Annotated in this window: 17 protein-coding genes and 4 tRNA genes; 20 read left to right on the top strand and 1 reads right to left on the bottom strand. The window is 38.1% G+C overall.

Going from position 1 to position 17243, the window contains the following annotated elements; all coding sequences use genetic code 11:
• Nucleotides 1–65: 65 nt before the first annotated feature.
• A complete protein-coding gene (locus tag RUH60_RS01555; protein WP_313804395.1) occupies nucleotides 66–1427 on the top strand; it encodes a pyridoxal-phosphate dependent enzyme in 1362 nt (453 codons plus the stop codon).
• A 38-nt stretch (nucleotides 1428–1465) separates the two neighbouring features.
• On the opposite strand, the gene RUH60_RS01560 is transcribed toward RUH60_RS01555, so the two are convergent.
• Entirely contained in the window at nucleotides 1466–3142 is a 1677-nt protein-coding gene (locus RUH60_RS01560) for a GLPGLI family protein (RefSeq protein WP_313804398.1), read from the bottom strand.
• Nucleotides 3143–3323: 181 nt separating this feature from the next.
• Between RUH60_RS01560 and RUH60_RS01565 the strand changes: the two genes are divergently transcribed.
• From RUH60_RS01565 to rpoB, 19 genes are all read left to right on the top strand, one after another.
• On the top strand, nucleotides 3324–3551 hold the full coding sequence (locus RUH60_RS01565; protein ID WP_026979462.1) for a PspC family transcriptional regulator: 228 nt from the start codon (nucleotides 3324–3326) through the stop codon (nucleotides 3549–3551).
• 10 nt (nucleotides 3552–3561) lie between these two features.
• Nucleotides 3562–4452, top strand: coding sequence for a helix-hairpin-helix domain-containing protein (locus tag RUH60_RS01570; protein ID WP_313804408.1), 891 nt, complete (start codon nucleotides 3562–3564; stop codon nucleotides 4450–4452).
• Between the two features lie 48 nt (nucleotides 4453–4500).
• Nucleotides 4501–5673, top strand: coding sequence for an acyl-CoA dehydrogenase family protein (locus RUH60_RS01575; protein ID WP_313804411.1), 1173 nt, complete (start codon nucleotides 4501–4503; stop codon nucleotides 5671–5673).
• A gap of 123 nt (nucleotides 5674–5796) precedes the next feature.
• Nucleotides 5797–6711: a hypothetical protein gene (locus tag RUH60_RS01580; RefSeq protein WP_313804414.1), complete on the top strand. Its 915-nt coding sequence runs from the start codon at nucleotides 5797–5799 to the stop codon at nucleotides 6709–6711.
• A 91-nt stretch (nucleotides 6712–6802) separates the two neighbouring features.
• Nucleotides 6803–6997 carry a 30S ribosomal protein S21 gene (rpsU, locus tag RUH60_RS01585; RefSeq protein ID WP_313804417.1) on the top strand — a complete coding sequence of 65 codons (195 nt, stop codon included), beginning with the start codon at nucleotides 6803–6805 and terminating at the stop codon, nucleotides 6995–6997.
• Between the two features lie 69 nt (nucleotides 6998–7066).
• Nucleotides 7067–7963: a tyrosine-type recombinase/integrase gene (locus tag RUH60_RS01590; protein WP_313804420.1), complete on the top strand. Its 897-nt coding sequence runs from the start codon at nucleotides 7067–7069 to the stop codon at nucleotides 7961–7963.
• A 34-nt stretch (nucleotides 7964–7997) separates the two neighbouring features.
• Nucleotides 7998–8300: a ribosome hibernation-promoting factor, HPF/YfiA family gene (gene hpf, locus RUH60_RS01595; RefSeq protein ID WP_313804682.1), complete on the top strand. Its 303-nt coding sequence runs from the start codon at nucleotides 7998–8000 to the stop codon at nucleotides 8298–8300.
• A 92-nt stretch (nucleotides 8301–8392) separates the two neighbouring features.
• Nucleotides 8393–8466: transfer RNA gene (locus tag RUH60_RS01600), tRNA-Thr, on the top strand.
• A gap of 32 nt (nucleotides 8467–8498) precedes the next feature.
• Nucleotides 8499–8580: transfer RNA gene (locus RUH60_RS01605), tRNA-Tyr, on the top strand.
• Between the two features lie 76 nt (nucleotides 8581–8656).
• Nucleotides 8657–8728 (top strand) — tRNA-Thr (locus tag RUH60_RS01610).
• Between the two features lie 53 nt (nucleotides 8729–8781).
• Nucleotides 8782–9969: an elongation factor Tu gene (tuf, locus tag RUH60_RS01615; protein ID WP_313804423.1), complete on the top strand. Its 1188-nt coding sequence runs from the start codon at nucleotides 8782–8784 to the stop codon at nucleotides 9967–9969.
• Between the two features lie 51 nt (nucleotides 9970–10020).
• Nucleotides 10021–10092 (top strand) — tRNA-Trp (locus RUH60_RS01620).
• A 15-nt stretch (nucleotides 10093–10107) separates the two neighbouring features.
• Nucleotides 10108–10305: a preprotein translocase subunit SecE gene (gene secE / locus RUH60_RS01625; protein ID WP_313804426.1), complete on the top strand. Its 198-nt coding sequence runs from the start codon at nucleotides 10108–10110 to the stop codon at nucleotides 10303–10305.
• A 10-nt stretch (nucleotides 10306–10315) separates the two neighbouring features.
• Complete coding sequence (gene nusG, locus RUH60_RS01630; protein WP_313804429.1) at nucleotides 10316–10867, top strand: transcription termination/antitermination protein NusG; 552 nt, start codon at nucleotides 10316–10318, stop codon at nucleotides 10865–10867.
• A gap of 67 nt (nucleotides 10868–10934) precedes the next feature.
• A complete protein-coding gene (gene rplK / locus RUH60_RS01635; RefSeq protein ID WP_313804432.1) occupies nucleotides 10935–11372 on the top strand; it encodes a 50S ribosomal protein L11 in 438 nt (145 codons plus the stop codon).
• Nucleotides 11373–11391: 19 nt separating this feature from the next.
• A complete protein-coding gene (gene rplA / locus RUH60_RS01640) occupies nucleotides 11392–12081 on the top strand; it encodes a 50S ribosomal protein L1 (RefSeq protein WP_313804435.1) in 690 nt (229 codons plus the stop codon).
• 22 nt (nucleotides 12082–12103) lie between these two features.
• Nucleotides 12104–12598, top strand: coding sequence for a 50S ribosomal protein L10 (rplJ, locus tag RUH60_RS01645; RefSeq protein ID WP_026979451.1), 495 nt, complete (start codon nucleotides 12104–12106; stop codon nucleotides 12596–12598).
• 52 nt (nucleotides 12599–12650) lie between these two features.
• The gene (gene rplL / locus RUH60_RS01650; RefSeq protein WP_023570840.1) at nucleotides 12651–13022 is read left to right on the top strand and encodes a 50S ribosomal protein L7/L12; all 372 of its coding nucleotides are present in this window, start codon (nucleotides 12651–12653) and stop codon (nucleotides 13020–13022) included.
• Between the two features lie 257 nt (nucleotides 13023–13279).
• Nucleotides 13280–17092 carry a DNA-directed RNA polymerase subunit beta gene (gene rpoB / locus RUH60_RS01655; RefSeq protein WP_313804446.1) on the top strand — a complete coding sequence of 1271 codons (3813 nt, stop codon included), beginning with the start codon at nucleotides 13280–13282 and terminating at the stop codon, nucleotides 17090–17092.
• Nucleotides 17093–17243: the final 151 nt, after the last annotated feature.

Raw genomic sequence — 17243 nt, forward strand, 5'->3', positions numbered from 1 at the left:
TATGCCGCATACTTTTTGGAAACAATGTAATTATCAATACATTTGCAAACGAAATTGTTATAAAAATGAAATACGTAGAAAACATATTAGGTGCTATCGGAAACACGCCGATGGTCAAATTAAATAAAATCACAGCTGAAATTCCAGCTTTGGTTCTGGCTAAAGTAGAATATTTCAACCCGGGCCATTCGTGTAAAGACCGTATGGCTTTGCAGATGATAGAAGACGCTGAAGCAGACGGACGCTTAAAACCAGGCGGAACCATCATCGAAGGAACTTCCGGAAACACAGGAATGGGCTTAGCTTTGGCAGCTATTGTTAAAGGTTACAAATTAATCTGTGTAATCACCGATAAGCAATCCAAAGAGAAAATGGATATTTTGCGCGCCGTTGGAGCCAAAGTAATCGTATGTCCAACCGATGTAGAACCAACCGATCCACGTTCTTACTATTCTGTTTCTCGAAAATTAGCGGAAGAAACGCCAAACGGCTGGTATGTGAACCAATACGATAACTTATCGAATACGAAAGCGAACTACGAACAAACCGGCCCAGAAATCTGGGATCAAACCGAAGGTAAAGTAACGCATTTTGTTGTAGGAGTTGGAACTGGAGGAACGATTTCCGGAGTTGCTAAATATTTAAAAGAACAAAACCCGAATGTAAAGATTTGGGGAATCGACACCTATGGTTCGGTTTTCAAAAAATACAAAGAAACCGGCATCTTCGACGAAAACGAAATCTATTCCTATGTAACCGAAGGCATCGGAGAAGATATTTTACCGGAAAACGTAAACTTCGATTTAATCGACGGCTTTACTAAAGTAACCGATAAAGATGCAGCAGTTTTCACCCGTAAATTAGCCTTGGAAGAAGGACTTTTTGTTGGAAACTCTTCAGGAGCGGCAATCAAAGGATTGTTGCAATTAAAGGATAAATTTGGTCCGGATGACGTTGTAGTGGTTTTATTCCACGATTCCGGTTCGCGTTATGTTGGGAAAATGTTCAACGACGACTGGATGCGTGAGCGCGGTTATTTGGAAGATGAAATCACCAAAGCAGAAGATTTGATTCAGGATCACATCGACAAGCCGTTAGTGGTAGTTCGTACCGAAGAATTGGTGTCACACGCTATCGATCGTATGCGCAAACACAAAATTTCCCAAATTCCGGTTATTGATGTGAACGGTTTTGTGGGTTCTGTAGATGAAACGGATTTGTTTCAAAGTTATGTAGCCGATAAAAATGTTTCTGAAAAACCAATTCGAGAAGTAATGGGCGCTCCATTCCCGATTGTGAAGTTGGGTACTTCTGTTGAAGAAGTTTCAAAGTTAATCAACAAAGACAATCAGGCTGTACTGGTTGATTTGGGTAACGGAAAACACCACATCATTACCAAACACGATGTAATCAACTCGATTAAATAATACTAAAAAAGCCGTTCAATTTGAACGGCTTTTTTTATTTAGTTTCCAAGCAAAACTCCGGAAACATTCCAGGCGCTGAAACTACCGCCTTCCGGTTCACCTTGCGGGATTTTAATTCGGATGCTGTGTTTCCCGGCTTTCAAATCACCTAATTCAATAATCGTTGGGTTGGTAACCGTTCCAGGACACCAATTCGCACGACTGTAATCTGAAGACGATAAGCCATTGTTGAAATTCCCCGATGCTGGATTAAACAAACGATAACTTCCGCAATCCTGTCGCCAAGGAATAAATGAAAACACTTCTTTTTCGTCTAAAAGAATCGTGTTTTTCTTCGGCACAAATTCATCTCCATTTTCCCAGCCGCCATGACCCGTAGTGATATAGCGTAGTTTGGCATTTTTCACTTCTTTTTCTAAAGTAAAATCAACAAGTAAACCGTTTTCGTGGTTGAACATGGTGCCGTAATTCTGCTCGGCCATTTCCATAACATTGGTCGTATTGAAAAGCGGTAACAGGAAATTGTTTTTTGAGGTTTGATTTTCTTCGTTGTGAATTGTAATGTTTAAGGAGATTTTGTGACCGCCTTTGTCATAATTGCCAATAAAAGTTCCAATCCAAACTTCTTTGTTGCTTAATGATGCATGCAATTCAGAAATATCCTGACGATACGGTACAATATCGTGCCACGTTTTATCTTTCAGTTGAATGTGGTTGTATTGTTTAATTCCGAATGGTGTGAAAAAGCGCATCAATTCAATTAACGGAGAATAGTTTTCTGTTTTTACAACGCCTTGATATTGCTTCCCGTTGCCATTTTCATAAATCGGAAGTGTTTTTGCTCCGTTGGTCAACCCATCGTAAAAGGATTGTTTAGCATCGGTCGGAATTACAAACACTGATCCTGTTCTGTCATAAGCATCGCCATTGGATTGTTCGGTTAAATCTATAAAAATTTGACTTCCGTGGTTTATGGTTGGAAATTTGACTTTTCGCAGTGCAATAGTACCGTTGGCAAAGCGCAAAATACTATCGTTCGATTTTGATTCTCCTGAAAAATTGATGATTTCGTTTTCAAATACCTTCAATGTGGTGAAACGGCTTTTCCATAATAAATCGCGATAACTCAACAAATCTGTTTTTGAGATGTTTTCGGTTGCGGGCCAAAGGTCTTTTTTGGTTGCTTTTTCAATTTTAGATGCGGAAATTAGAAAAGTATTGTTTCGGTTCATTTCCAAAACCAATCCTAAGTTGGCACCTAAAACGGTCGGGCTTCCTTTAATGGGTAGTTCAGTAGTGAACCAAATATCAATGTGATTAGAATTGATAACGGTTTTGGCTTTAGTGCATTTGTAACCTAAAATAGTTTTGGTTTCCGACGTAATTTCAAATTGCTGTTTACCCAGTGAAAGACTGTCAATGGTACTTACTTTTTTGGTTGTAGCCAGTTGCCCGAGTTGCAGCGTTTTCTGTGATGATGGATAAATAATAGTTTGCTCGAAAGGGAAAGTTGCTTTTCCAGTTTGCATGTTTTGAGAGGAAATCAGCGATTTGTCTGAATCCGCCAGTACAATAATAGCATCTTGATTTTCTATGAGTTTTCCGTTGGAACTTTTTAAATAAGTAATTTTAAGCGATTCACCCGGTTGTATTTTCTTTTGCGCCGAAACCAGGCAAATTGCCGAAAGAAATAAAAAAGTAAGAAAATTTTTCATTTTTTTGTTGAATTGTTTTCACAAAGATAAAAGAATACTTATATTCGTCTTCAGATTATTAGCCATAAAACTATTATTTGCCTATGAAAATTTCGTGTTTACGAAGACTGTTTTTGTCTTCGGTTCATTTACCCGGTTCTGATAAAGCTGCTGAAAAATTAACTACATTTGTTGCTGTATTATGGGACTAATTACCAACATCCGTCATTTTTTTGAGAAACACGGTTTCGAAGTGTCGTCGCGTTTGGCCGATAAACTCGGAATGCGTACCACCAGTGTGCGTTTGTTTTTCATTTACATTTCTTTCTTCACGGTCGGATTGTGGTTTGGGGTTTATCTCACTTTAGCCTTTTTGCTTCGCCTGAAAGATATGGTGTATACAAAACGCAGTTCGGTTTTCGATTTGTAATTCCTGAATTATGGTCAAAGAAGAAGTGTTCAGTGTGAAATTCACACGAGAGCAGCGCGCGGGTATTGTAGCGTTGCTGGTTTTGATGGTATTGATTCAATTGGGGTATTATGCATATTGTTCTTATGCTTTGAATGCTGAAGAAAAATTGTCGGAGAATGAATTGGACTGGTTGTCGCAACAACGTGTGATTGATAGTCTGAAATTAGCCAAATCAAGTGAGAGTGGTAAGGTTTATCCTTTCAATCCCAATTTTATTTCAGATTACAAAGGCTATGTGTTGGGAATGTCGTTAAAGGAAATCGATCGGCTGCATAAATTCAGAGCAGAGAATAAGTTTGCAAATTCGGCCGAAGAGTTTCAAAATGTCACTAAGGTTTCGGATGAATGGCTTAAAAAATATGCTCCTTATTTTAAGTTTCCGGATTGGGTGAAAAATAGAAAAGCATCGTTCGTAAATTATGACAAAGGAAAATTTCAATCCGCTAAAAAGGAGAAAATAGTAGTTCTCGATATTAATAAAGCGACTCAGGAAGATTTGATGAAAGTTTACGGCATCGGTCCGGCCTTGTCTGAAAGAATTCTGAAAGAGCGTGAAAAATTCGGCGCTTTTCTGAGTATGAACCAATTGAAAGAAGTTTGGGGTTTGTCTCCCGAAGTGGTTGAAAAATTGCAGATGCATTTTAAAATTATATCAGTTCCAGAGGTAAAAAAGATTGCCATTAATGAAGCGTCCATAAAAGAAATGCAGCAGTTTCCATATTTTCGATATGCGCTTGCTAGGGAAATTGTAACCTATCGCAGTATGCAAGGGGCTATAAAAACCAAAGAAGATTTACAAAAAATTAAGAATTTCCCAGTTGACAAAGTTGATATTATTGCCTTATATTTGGAGTTTTAAACAAACAAACCAAAAGGCGCTAGAAATAGTGCAAACAATTGCAACGATATGAATTCAATGTACTTTACAGAAGAACATCAATTATTTAGGGAAAGTTTTAGAGATTTTTTACAGAAAGAAGTTGTTCCTCATATAGAAAAATGGGAGAAGACGGGAACCATCGAGCGTTTCATTTGGAAGAAATTCGGTGAAATGGGTTTCTTCGGATTGCGTTATCCGGAAGCCTACGGTGGAATGAATTTAGATTTGTTTTACACGGTAGTTTTCCTTGAAGAATTGCAGAAAGTTAAATCGTCCGGTTTTGCAGCTGCGATGTGGGCTCATGCTTATTTAGCGATGACACATTTGAATGCAGAAGGTGACGAACGCATCAAACAAGAATATTTAGCACCAAGTATTTCTGGTGATATGATTGGCGCTTTGTGTATCACAGAACCTTTTGGAGGAAGTGATGTTGCAGGGATGCGAACCACTGCTGTGAAACAAGGTGATAAATACATCATCAACGGTTCCAAAACATTCATTACTAACGGAGTTTACGCTGATTATTATGTGGTTGCTGCCAAAACCAATCCTGAACTTGGTAACAAAGGTATCAGCATGTTTTTAGTGGATGCAAAAGCTTCGGGTATTTCTGCGACTAAATTGGATAAATTAGGTTGGAGAGCTTCCGATACAGCGGAAATCGCTTTCGATAATGTAGCAATTCCAGCTGAAAACTTAATGGGAGAAGAAGGAAAAGGTTTTCCATACATTATGCAGCATTTTGCTTTGGAGCGTTTAATTATGGCTATCAATGCACACGCACGTGCAGAATACGCCATCGAATATACAATTGGGTATATGGCAGAACGTGAAGCTTTCGGAAGAACGATTGATAAATTCCAGGCGTTGCGTCATAAATTAGTAGAACACGCTACTGATGTTGAACATTGTAAAATCTTTAATTACGCTGCGACAGCTCGTTTAAACGGTGGTGAATATGTAGTGAAAGAAGCAACAATGGCAAAATTGAAATCAACTAAAGTGGCTGATGAGACAATTTACAGTTGTTTACAGATGCTGGGCGGATACGGTTATATGGAAGAATATCCGTTGGCACGTTTGTTTAGAGACAGCCGTCTAGGGCCAATCGGCGGTGGAACTTCGGAAATCTTGAAAGAAATTTTGTCGAAAATGATTATTGACAGCAAAAGTTACGATCCGGCGGTTAAGCATTAATCAAGTTGGAATATATAAATTGAAGCCAAGAAGCAAGAAATTGTATCTTGGCTTTTTTGTTAAACAAATTTGAGATACTAAATTTTTATTTTTTTCGTTTGTAAGATAAATAATGATAAAAATATGAAAAAACTAAAGAGGGTATTTGTTTTGTTTGGGATTGTTTTGGTTTTACAATCCTGTCAAAATGATCCGGTTGAAATTCAAAATTCTGATGTAGTGATTACGGGATATCAAATTGTAAATGAATCTGAATATACGGGTGAGGGAGGTGCTCATACTGCAACTGCTATAACAACTGCTGTGTTGAATAATAATAAGTTGCAAAGCCTGAATCTTGAGGTTTTTGCTGATGGATCTACTGTTTCTACTGACGTTACTTTTACACAATTTAACTATCAGAACGACTTGTTAATTAGTAGGATTAAAACTGGTACTAGCGGAGTTTTAGAAGAAACGTACTTTTATTATGATTCAAATTCAAGGTTGGTTGGGGGTAAAATTGCTCTTTATGGGGCAGAAGATTTTGGATATTGGCGATTTGTCTATCAGAGTGAAAACCAAGTGCTTGTTCAACGTGGTAATGCTATGTATGATGATCCTACTGCTGAATTTTATACGAAAGTAATCGTGAATTTTGATGAAAATGACAATATTGAAAGTTATCAGCGAGTAGACGAAATTTCAGGCATTTATGATTCTTTGGTTAGTAATGTTTTTGTGAATGACAATTTAGTTTCATCAAGTTATAACGGTGTAAATAGTAGTTTTCAATATTCGCCGATTGTCAATAATATGAATTATATTGAAGAAAGAACATATGGGAAGAGAAGCTTGATGTTGATTAATGCACCTGGGTTTGGTACTATGGATTCAGAGAATAATGTGGCTTTTACAAATCCAAAAAATCTTTCTTTTGTGCAAGGAAACGAGGCTACTTACACAATAGGTAGTAACGGATTTATTTTAAGCCAGGTTTCAACAACAGATGAGTATGATGTGACATCTGTCAAAACAATTACTTATTATTTTGAATAATTCCTTTTGAAAATTAAAAAGAAATAATAATTTGTTTGAATCAAAATAAAGTCATAAGTTTGCGGCCTAAATGAGAGGAGGTGTCTAAACTATGTTAATTATCCCAATTAAAGACGGAGAGAATATCGATAGAGCATTAAAGCGCTATAAGAGAAAATTTGATAAAACTGGTACAGTTCGTCAATTAAGAGCACGTCAGCAGTTCACAAAACCATCTGTGGTTAGAAGAGCTCAGATTCAGAAAGCACAGTATATTCAAGGTTTGAGAGACTCTTTAGAGAGCTAGTAGATTTTGAATGCTAAATATAGCCGTTAGTAAACTTAGTTTTATAACTTTGTTGCTAACGGTTTTTTTATGGTTTCAACTCAGCAGGCATATCGGGATTATCTTCAGAAAGAAAAAAACTATTCTTCGCACACGATATTGGCTTACCTGAATGATATTGTTGAATTTGAACTTTTTTTAAAAGAACAAGATTCGGCTTCTATTCTGGAAGAAGTGAATTATTCCCAAATACGAAGTTGGATTGTTCAGTTGGTGGAGCATGGAATTTCCAACACTTCCGTCAACCGAAAAATGTCTTCGCTTAAATCATTCTATAAATTTCTGCTGAAGACCAAACAAATTGAAATCAATCCTCTGCAAAAACACAAATCATTAAAAATGCCTAAGAAGGTTCAGGTTCCATTTTCAGAAAAAGAACTTGAATTGGTATTTGATGAAAATGACTATCCGGATGATTTTGAAGGAATTCGCAATCGATTGATTATTGAACTTTTTTATGCAACCGGAATTCGTCGGGCGGAATTGATAGGTTTAGAATTGTCTGCGTTCAGTCCGTATGCCAAAACATTAAAGGTGTTAGGAAAGAGAAACAAGGAGAGAATTTTACCACTTTTAGACTGCACTATCGAATTATTAAATCGTTATCAGGAAGTTAGAAAAACGTTGCCAAGTATTTCATCTGACAATTTGTTAATTTTAAATAAAAACGGGCATAAAGTTAGTGAAACGTTTGTGTATCGACTAATAAATGATTACTTTAGTAAGGTCTCTGAAAAAGTAAAGAAGAGTCCGCACGTTCTTAGGCATACCTTTGCGACGCATTTGCTGAACAATGGTGCCGATTTAAATTCAGTAAAAGAATTGTTAGGTCACGCCAGTTTATCTTCCACTCAAATCTATACGCACAGCAGCTTGGCTGAACTAAAACGGGTGTATCAAGATGCTCATCCGCGTAACCGGAAATAATTCTAAACGTTTAACCCAAATAAATAATTTAATTATGAAAGTAAATGTTCATGCAGTCAATTTTAATATTGATAGAAAATTAGTAGAATTTGTACAAGAGCGATTAGATAAACTAGAAAAATATTATGACAGGGTGGTGGCATCCGATGTTTTCCTGAAAGTTGAAAATACGAGCGATAAGGAAAATAAAATTGTAGAAGTAAAAGTAAACGTGCCGGGTGATGAATTTATGGTAAAAAAACAAGGTAAGTCGTTTGAAGAGGCAGTAGATTTATCGGTAGATTCTTTGGAAAGACTTTTGATGAAACGAAAAGAAAAAATTAGAGCTCACAGCTAAAAATAAAAAAAAGGAAAAAATTATTTTGATTAAAAAAATAATTGCCTACATTTGCAGTCCGTTAGAAATAGCGGACTTTTTTATTTTCAATTGCCGGTGTAGCTCAGCTGGCTAGAGCAGCTGATTTGTAATCAGCAGGTCGTGGGTTCGAGTCCCTCCATCGGCTCAAAATTGTAAGTGATTGAAAGTAAAATAGTTGGGGAGATACTCAAGCGGCCAACGAGGGCAGACTGTAAATCTGCTGGTTACACCTTCGCAGGTTCGAATCCTGCTCTCCCCACAAAAAAATTGGAATTTAGAAAAAATGGATTTGGAAATTTCTGAATTCTGAATTCTAACTTCTGAAATGCACAAAAGCCGGTGTAGCTCAGGGGTAGAGTGCTTCCTTGGTAAGGAAGAGGTCACGGGTTCAAATCCCGTCATTGGCTCAATATTGAATATTTGAACACTAATTATATAACTAAGATTAAATTATTAAATCATGGCAAAAGAAACCTTTGATCGTTCGAAGCCCCATTTAAATATCGGAACTATCGGACACGTAGATCACGGAAAAACTACTTTGACAGCTGCTATTACTAAAGTATTGGCTGACGCTGGTTTATCAGAAGCTAAATCATTCGACCAGATCGACAACGCTCCTGAAGAAAAAGAAAGAGGTATTACTATTAATACTTCTCACGTAGAGTATTCAACAGCTAACCGTCACTACGCTCACGTTGACTGTCCAGGTCACGCGGATTACGTTAAGAACATGGTTACTGGTGCTGCTCAGATGGACGGTGCTATCTTGGTAGTTGCTGCTACAGATGGTCCAATGCCACAAACTCGTGAGCACATCCTTTTAGGACGTCAGGTTGGTGTGCCTAGAATGGTTGTTTTCATGAACAAAGTTGACATGGTTGACGACGCTGAGTTGTTAGAGCTTGTTGAAATGGAAATCAGAGATTTATTATCTTTCTATCAGTATGATGGTGATAATGGTCCTGTTGTTAAAGGTTCTGCATTAGGAGCTTTGAATGGTGATCCAAAATGGGTTGCTACAGTTATGGAATTAATGGAAGCAGTTGATAACTGGATTGAGTTACCAGCTCGTGATGTTGATAAGCCTTTCTTGATGCCAGTTGAGGACGTGTTTACAATTACAGGTCGTGGAACTGTTGCTACAGGTCGTATCGAAACTGGAGTTGCTAACACTGGAGATGCTGTTGAAATCATCGGTATGGGAGCTGAGAAATTGACTTCTACAATTACTGGAGTTGAGATGTTCCGTAAAATCCTTGACAGAGGTGAAGCTGGAGATAACGTAGGTTTATTATTGCGTGGTATCGATAAAGCTGATATCAAACGTGGTATGGTTATCATTAAGCCAGGTTCAGTTAAGCCACACGCTAAATTCAAAGCTGAGGTTTATATCTTGAAAAAAGAAGAAGGTGGACGTCACACTCCATTCCACAACAACTACCGTCCACAGTTCTACGTACGTACAACTGACGTAACAGGTACTATTTCTTTACCTGCAGGAGTTGAGATGGTTATGCCAGGTGATAACTTAACTATTGAAGTACAATTGTTAAGCCCAATCGCTTTATCAGTAGGTTTACGTTTCGCTGTTCGTGAGGGTGGTAGAACTGTAGGTGCTGGTCAGGTAACTGAAATTTTAGACTAATTATTAGTTGATATAAAGTCGGCGGTTTAATGCTGCCGACTTTTTTAACAAACGGGCGTAGTACAAGGGCTAGTATAGTGGTCTCCAAAACCATTGATGGGGGTTCGAATCCCTCCGCCCGTGCAAAAGAAAAATACAATGACAAAAGTTGTTAATTACATTACAGAAGCATTTGAAGAGTTAAAATCAAATGTAACTTGGCCAGAGTGGGCTGAAGTACAACGTTTAACTATTGTAGTGGCTTTATTTTCGATCCTTTTTGCTTTGGCAACTTGGGGTACGGATACTGTATTTACAAAAGTATTAGGGGTTTTCTTTAATTGGTTAAAAGCTTAATTTTTTTGATATGTCAGACAATAATGTCAAAAAATGGTATGTAGTTCGTGCCGTAAGCGGTCAGGAGAATAAGGTAAAGAACTATATCGAAACGGAAATCAGTCGTTTGGGTATGGCAGATTATATTTCTCAGGTATTGGTGCCTACTGAAAAAGTGGTGCAAGTACGTGATGGGAAAAAAATCAGTAAAGACCGAGTTTACTTTCCGGGTTACGTTATGATTGAAGCTAACTTAACCGGAGAGATTCCTCATATTATTAAGTCAATTACTGGGGTAATCGGATTCTTAGGTGAAACTAAAGGTGGTGATGCTGTACCATTGCGTCAGGCAGAAGTTAACAGAATGCTTGGTAAAGTGGATGAGCTTTCAGTTAAAGTGGATCACGGAGCAATTCCTTACACGGTTGGAGAAACTGTAAAAGTAGTTGACGGACCATTTAACGGTTTCAACGGAACGGTTGAAAAAGTAAATGAAGAGAAGCGTAAACTTGAGGTAATGGTGAAAATTTTCGGAAGAAAGACACCATTAGAGTTGAGTTTTATGCAAGTTGAAAAAGTATAATATCGTTACATTATAAACCCACATCAATCGCTTCCAATTGATAGATGTGCTAAATTTTTTAAACAAAATGGCTAAAGAAATTAGTAAAGTAGTTAAACTACAAGTTAAGGGAGGTGCCGCGAATCCTTCGCCGCCGGTTGGACCTGCTTTGGGGGCTGCTGGGGTTAATATCATGGAGTTCTGTAAGCAGTTCAATGCTAGAACACAAGATAAACCTGGCAAAGTATTACCAGTACAAATTACTGTGTATAAAGACAAGTCTTTTGACTTTGTTGTTAAAACGCCACCGGCTGCAATTCAATTATTAGATGCAGCTAAAATCAAGTCTGGTTCAGGGCAACCTAACCGTAAAAAAGTAGCTAGCGTTACTTGGGATCAAATTAGAACTATTGCTGAAGACAAAATGGCTGACTTAAACGCTTTCGAAATTGAGAAAGCAATGAGTATGGTTGCTGGAACAGCTAGATCTATGGGTATAACAGTATCAGGAACTGCTCCTTTTTAATCTTTAAAAAGAAAAGACAATGGCAAAATTGACAAAAAAGCAAAAAGAGGCTGCAGCAAAAATTGAGAAGAACAAATTGTACTCTTTGAAAGATGCATCTGCATTAATTAAAGAAGTTGCTTCTGCAAAATTTGATGAGTCTGTTGATATCGCAGTGAAATTAGGAGTTGATCCTCGTAAAGCGAATCAAATGGTTAGAGGTGTGGTTTCTTTACCACACGGAACAGGTAAAGACGTACGTGTATTAGCGTTAGTTACTCCAGATAAGGAAGCTGAAGCAAAAGCAGCAGGTGCTGACCACGTAGGTTTAGACGACTATTTACAAAAAATTAAAGACGGTTGGACAGATGTTGATGTAATCATCACAATGCCTGCAGTTATGGGTAAATTAGGGCCATTAGGTCGTGTTTTAGGACCTCGTGGTTTAATGCCAAACCCTAAAACTGGTACTGTAACTATGGAAGTAGGTAAAGCAGTAGAAGAGGTGAAATCTGGTAAAATTGACTTTAAAGTTGATAAAACAGGTATCGTTCATGCTGGAATCGGAAGAATCTCTTTCGACGCTCAGAAAATCCAGGAGAATGCTCACGAGATTATTCAAACATTAATTAAATTAAAACCAACTGCAGCAAAAGGAACTTATATTAAGTCTATCCACATCTCAGCTACAATGAGTCCTGCAATTGCTTTAGATCCTAAAGCAGTATAATTGGTAGTTAAAAGTTTTTAGTATGACTAGAGAAGAAAAATCAATCGCTATTGAAGATTTAACTGCACAGTTAGCTGGTGTAAATGTTGTGTACTTAGCAGACATTTCCGGACTTGATGCAGATACTACTTCAAACTTAAGAAGAGCTTGTTTTAAAGCGGGAATCAAATTAGAGGTTGTTAAGAATACTTTATTAGCGAAAGCTATGGAGTCTTCAGAAGCAAACTTTGGTGAACTTCCAACAGTTTTAAAAGGAAACACTTCAATCATGATTGCAGATACAGCAAATGCTCCTGCAAAAATCATTAAAGAATTCCGTAAAAAAGGAGACAAGCCTTTATTGAAAGGTGCTTATATCAATGAAGAAATCTACATTGGAGATAACTTACTTGATTCATTAGTATCAATCAAATCGAAAGAAGAAGTTATCGGAGAAATCATCGGATTACTTCAATCTCCAGCTCAGAGAATTATCTCTGCTCTTCAGAATCAAAACAAAGAAGAGGCGGCTGAATAAATTGCGCACTAATTAATTAATATATTACAAATCATTTTAAAAGATAGAAAAAATGGCAGATTTGAAACAATTCGCAGAACAATTAGTTAACTTAACAGTTAAAGAAGTTAACGAATTAGCAACAATATTAAAAGACGAGTATGGTATCGAGCCAGCTGCTGCTGCTGTAGTAGTTGCTGCAGGTGGTGGTGACGCAGGTGCTGCTGAAGAGCAAACTGAATTCACTGTAGTATTGAAAGATGCTGGAGCTTCTAAATTAGGAGTTGTTAAAGCGGTTAAAGAATTAACTGGTTTAGGTCTTAAAGAAGCTAAAGATTTAGTTGATGCTGCTCCTACAAATGTTAAAGAAGGAGTTTCTAAAGATGAGGCTGAAGGTCTTAAGAAAGCTTTAGAAGAGGCTGGTGCTGTAGTTGAATTGAAATAATTAAACTCCGGTTTTAAAATAGGTTTAGGTCTTGGGAAGTACTCTCAAAGACCTAAACCATTTTGCGTATAATAAATTATCTGTTGTTTTTGATAGGTAATTCAAAGCGTAATCCCTTTTAATCCGTACGAAGAAAGAAAATGAAATTACCACTTTCTGTTCATTTTCAGAGATGTATTGGTTAAAAAAAGAAAGTACAAATAAGCTGTGTTTTTACACAAAAAATTACTTTTTTTTAATCCAAATTTTGTCCATTGATGTTAGCAAATCAGACTGAAAGATTAAATTTCGCCTCGACGAAAAACATCCCTGACTACCCGGATTTTCTGGATATTCAGGTAAAATCTTTTAAGGATTTTTTCCAGTTGGAAACCAAATCCGATGAAAGAGGAAACGAGGGTCTTTACAACACCTTCATGGAAAACTTCCCAATTACTGATACCAGAAATCAGTTCGTATTGGAGTTCCTTGACTATTTTATTGACCCGCCAAGATATACAATTGAAGAGTGTATAGACAGAGGTCTAACGTACAGTGTGCCGTTAAAAGCACGTTTGAAATTGTACTGTACAGACCCTGAGCATGAAGATTTTGAAACAATTGTACAGGATGTTTACTTAGGAACCATCCCATACATGACGCCAAGCGGTACGTTCGTAATTAACGGTGCGGAGCGTGTAGTAGTTTCTCAGTTACACCGTTCTCCTGGTGTTTTCTTTGGACAATCTTTCCATGCTAATGGAACCAAATTGTATTCTGCTAGGGTAATTCCTTTTAAAGGTTCTTGGATTGAATTCGCTACCGATATCAACAGCGTAATGTACGCGTATATCGACAGAAAGAAAAAATTACCTGTAACGACTTTATTCCGTGCAATCGGATTCGAGCGTGATAAGGATATTTTAGAAATCTTTGACCTTGCTGAGGAAATCAAAGTTTCAAAAACTGGTCTTAAAAAGTACATCGGACGTCGTCTAGCTGCGCGTGTTTTGAACACTTGGCATGAGGATTTCGTAGACGAGGATACTGGAGAAGTAGTATCTATCGAGCGTAACGAAATCATCTTAGACCGTGATACGCTTTTAGATAAAGACAATGTAGAGGAAATTGTAGAAGCTAACGTGAAATCTATCCTTTTACATAAGGAAGACAACAACCAAGCGGATTACGCAATCATCCACAATACATTACAGAAAGACCCAACCAACTCTGAAAAAGAAGCTGTTGAGCACATTTACCGTCAGTTGCGTAATGCAGAACCGCCTGATGAAGAAACGGCTCGTGGTATTATTGATAAATTGTTCTTCTCGGATCAACGTTACAACTTAGGTGACGTAGGTCGTTACAGAATGAACAAAAAATTAGGTTTGGATATTCCTATGGACAAACAAGTTTTGACCAAAGAGGATATCATCACTATCGTGAAGTATTTGATTGAGCTAATCAACTCTAAAGCAGAGATTGATGATATCGATCACTTATCAAACCGTCGTGTTAGAACAGTTGGTGAGCAATTGTCTGCACAGTTTGGTGTTGGTTTGGCTCGTATGGCAAGAACCATCCGTGAGAGAATGAACGTTCGTGACAATGAGGTGTTTACGCCAATCGATTTGATTAACGCGAAAACATTATCATCGGTTATCAACTCATTCTTCGGAACCAACCAGTTATCTCAGTTCATGGACCAAACGAATCCATTAGCAGAGATTACACACAAACGTCGTTTATCCGCTTTAGGACCTGGAGGTTTATCCAGAGAGAGAGCCGGTTTCGAGGTTCGTGACGTTCACTATACACACTACGGGCGTTTATGTCCGATTGAAACTCCTGAGGGACCAAACATTGGTTTGATTTCATCTCTTGGGGTATATGCGAAAGTAAACGGAATGGGATTCATCGAGACACCTTACCGTAAGGTTGAAAATGGTGTAGTAGATTTAAAATCTGAACCAGTTTATTTGAGCGCAGAAGAAGAAGAAGGTAAATTGATTGCTCAGGCCAACATCGATATGGATGAGAAAGGGAAAATTACTGCAGAACGTGTAATTGCACGTGAAGAGGGTGACTTCCCGGTATTAGAGCCAACAGCAGTTCACTACACCGACGTTGCACCGAACCAGATTGCATCGATTTCTGCATCATTGATTCCATTCTTGGAGCATGATGATGCTAACCGTGCGTTGATGGGATCGAACATGATGCGTCAGGCCGTACCATTATTACGTCCTGAGTCACCAATTGTTGGAACCGGTTTAGAGCGTCAGGTAGCTTCAGATTCTCGTGTATTAATTAATGCAGAAGGAAACGGAGTGGTAGAGTATGTTGATGCTAACGAAATTACCATCAAATACGACCGTACTGAGAAAGAAAGAGCGGTTAGCTTCGATCCGGATGAGAAAACGTATCAGTTAATCAAGTTCAGAAAAACCAACCAGAGTACGTCTATCAACTTGAAACCTATCGTTAGAAAAGGGGACAGAGTGGTGAAAGGACAAGTACTTTGTGAAGGATACGCAACGCAAAACGGAGAGTTAGCACTTGGAAGAAACTTACAGGTTGCCTTCATGCCTTGGAAAGGGTACAACTTCGAGGATGCGATTGTAATTTCTGAGAAAGTAGTTCGTGACGATATCTTTACATCCATCCACGTAGACGATTACTCGTTAGAGGTTCGTGATACGAAATTGGGTAACGAAGAGTTAACGAATGATATTCCAAACGTTTCAGAAGAGGCTACTAAAGACTTGGATGAAAACGGTATGATCAGAATCGGAGCCGAGGTTAAGCCTGGCGACATTCTAATCGGAAAAATTACACCAAAAGGAGAATCAGATCCAACTCCGGAAGAGAAATTGTTAAGAGCAATCTTCGGGGACAAAGCGGGTGATGTGAAAGATGCTTCATTAAAAGCTTCTCCATCATTACACGGTGTGGTTTTAGATAAAAAATTATTCGCGAGAGCGGTAAAAGATAAACGTAAGCGTTCTAAAGACAAAGACGATTTAGCAGTTCTTGAATCTGAATTTGAAGTGAAATTCGTTCAGTTGAAAGATAAGTTAGTTGAGAAATTGTTTGAAATCGTAAACGGAAAAACATCTCAGGGTGTAATGAACGATTTGGGTGAAGAAGTATTGCCAAAAGGTAAGAAATACACGCAAAAAATGTTATACGCTGTGGAGGATTTCGCACACTTAACAAAAGGTCAGTGGACTACAGATGACGAGTCAAATGCTATGGTAAATGACTTGATCCACAACTATAAAATTAAGTTGAACGATTTACAGGGAGCTTTACGTAGAGAGAAATTCACGATTACTGTTGGAGATGAATTACCATCAGGAATCCTGAAACTTGCTAAAGTATACATCGCTAAGAAACGTAAACTGAAAGTTGGAGATAAGATGGCAGGTCGTCACGGTAACAAAGGTATCGTTGCGAAAATCGTTCGTCAGGAAGATATGCCATTCTTAGAGGACGGAACACCGGTAGATATCGTATTGAATCCACTAGGGGTACCATCTCGTATGAACATCGGACAGATTTACGAAACTGTATTAGGATGGGCAGGTAAGAAATTAGGAAGGAAGTATGCTACGCCAATTTTCGACGGAGCTTCTTTGGACCAAATCAATGCCTTGACTGATGAAGCAGGTGTGCCAAGATTCGGACATACATATTTGTATGACGGAGGAACTGGAGAGCGTTTCCACCAGCCGGCTACAGTGGGTGTAATCTACATGTTGAAATTAGGACACATGGTAGATGATAAGATGCACGCACGTTCTATCGGACCATACTCGTTGATCACGCAGCAGCCTTTAGGAGGTAAAGCACAGTTTGGAGGTCAGCGTTTTGGAGAGATGGAGGTTTGGGCTCTTGAGGCATACGGTGCATCAAGTACTTTACGTGAAATCTTAACAGTGAAATCGGATGACGTAATCGGTAGAGCGAAAACTTACGAGGCAATCGTTAAAGGTGAAACTATGCCGGAACCAGGATTACCAGAATCATTCAATGTATTAATGCATGAATTGAAAGGTCTTGGATTAGACATCAGATTAGAAGAATAACAAAAGCAGTATTCAGTTCCGATACGTCGGAGCTGAATGCTTATTTATAATAAGTTTTTAGGGATTTATACCCGTAACCCGTTCCGATTTTTTATACCAATGCGCGGCATTGTATAATTAGCACTTCAAGTGAGAGTTTGAAGTTTAGAGA

Source organism: Flavobacterium sp. (assembly GCF_032153895.1).
Lineage (GTDB): Bacteria > Bacteroidota > Bacteroidia > Flavobacteriales > Flavobacteriaceae > Flavobacterium.

Bases quoted from the DNA above. Each gene is read 5' to 3' on its own strand.
- RUH60_RS01555 (WP_313804395.1), top strand. From the start codon at position 66: ATGAAATACGTAGAAAACATATTAGGTGCTATCGGAAACACGCCGATG.
- RUH60_RS01560 (WP_313804398.1), bottom strand. From the start codon at position 3,142: ATGAAAAATTTTCTTACTTTTTTATTTCTTTCGGCAATTTGCCTGGTT.
- RUH60_RS01565 (WP_026979462.1), top strand. From the start codon at position 3,324: ATGGGACTAATTACCAACATCCGTCATTTTTTTGAGAAACACGGTTTC.
- RUH60_RS01570 (WP_313804408.1), top strand. From the start codon at position 3,562: ATGGTCAAAGAAGAAGTGTTCAGTGTGAAATTCACACGAGAGCAGCGC.
- RUH60_RS01575 (WP_313804411.1), top strand. From the start codon at position 4,501: ATGAATTCAATGTACTTTACAGAAGAACATCAATTATTTAGGGAAAGT.
- RUH60_RS01580 (WP_313804414.1), top strand. From the start codon at position 5,797: ATGAAAAAACTAAAGAGGGTATTTGTTTTGTTTGGGATTGTTTTGGTT.
- rpsU (WP_313804417.1), top strand. From the start codon at position 6,803: ATGTTAATTATCCCAATTAAAGACGGAGAGAATATCGATAGAGCATTA.
- RUH60_RS01590 (WP_313804420.1), top strand. From the start codon at position 7,067: ATGGTTTCAACTCAGCAGGCATATCGGGATTATCTTCAGAAAGAAAAA.
- hpf (WP_313804682.1), top strand. From the start codon at position 7,998: ATGAAAGTAAATGTTCATGCAGTCAATTTTAATATTGATAGAAAATTA.
- tuf (WP_313804423.1), top strand. From the start codon at position 8,782: ATGGCAAAAGAAACCTTTGATCGTTCGAAGCCCCATTTAAATATCGGA.
- secE (WP_313804426.1), top strand. From the start codon at position 10,108: ATGACAAAAGTTGTTAATTACATTACAGAAGCATTTGAAGAGTTAAAA.
- nusG (WP_313804429.1), top strand. From the start codon at position 10,316: ATGTCAGACAATAATGTCAAAAAATGGTATGTAGTTCGTGCCGTAAGC.
- rplK (WP_313804432.1), top strand. From the start codon at position 10,935: ATGGCTAAAGAAATTAGTAAAGTAGTTAAACTACAAGTTAAGGGAGGT.
- rplA (WP_313804435.1), top strand. From the start codon at position 11,392: ATGGCAAAATTGACAAAAAAGCAAAAAGAGGCTGCAGCAAAAATTGAG.
- rplJ (WP_026979451.1), top strand. From the start codon at position 12,104: ATGACTAGAGAAGAAAAATCAATCGCTATTGAAGATTTAACTGCACAG.
- rplL (WP_023570840.1), top strand. From the start codon at position 12,651: ATGGCAGATTTGAAACAATTCGCAGAACAATTAGTTAACTTAACAGTT.
- rpoB (WP_313804446.1), top strand. From the start codon at position 13,280: ATGTTAGCAAATCAGACTGAAAGATTAAATTTCGCCTCGACGAAAAAC.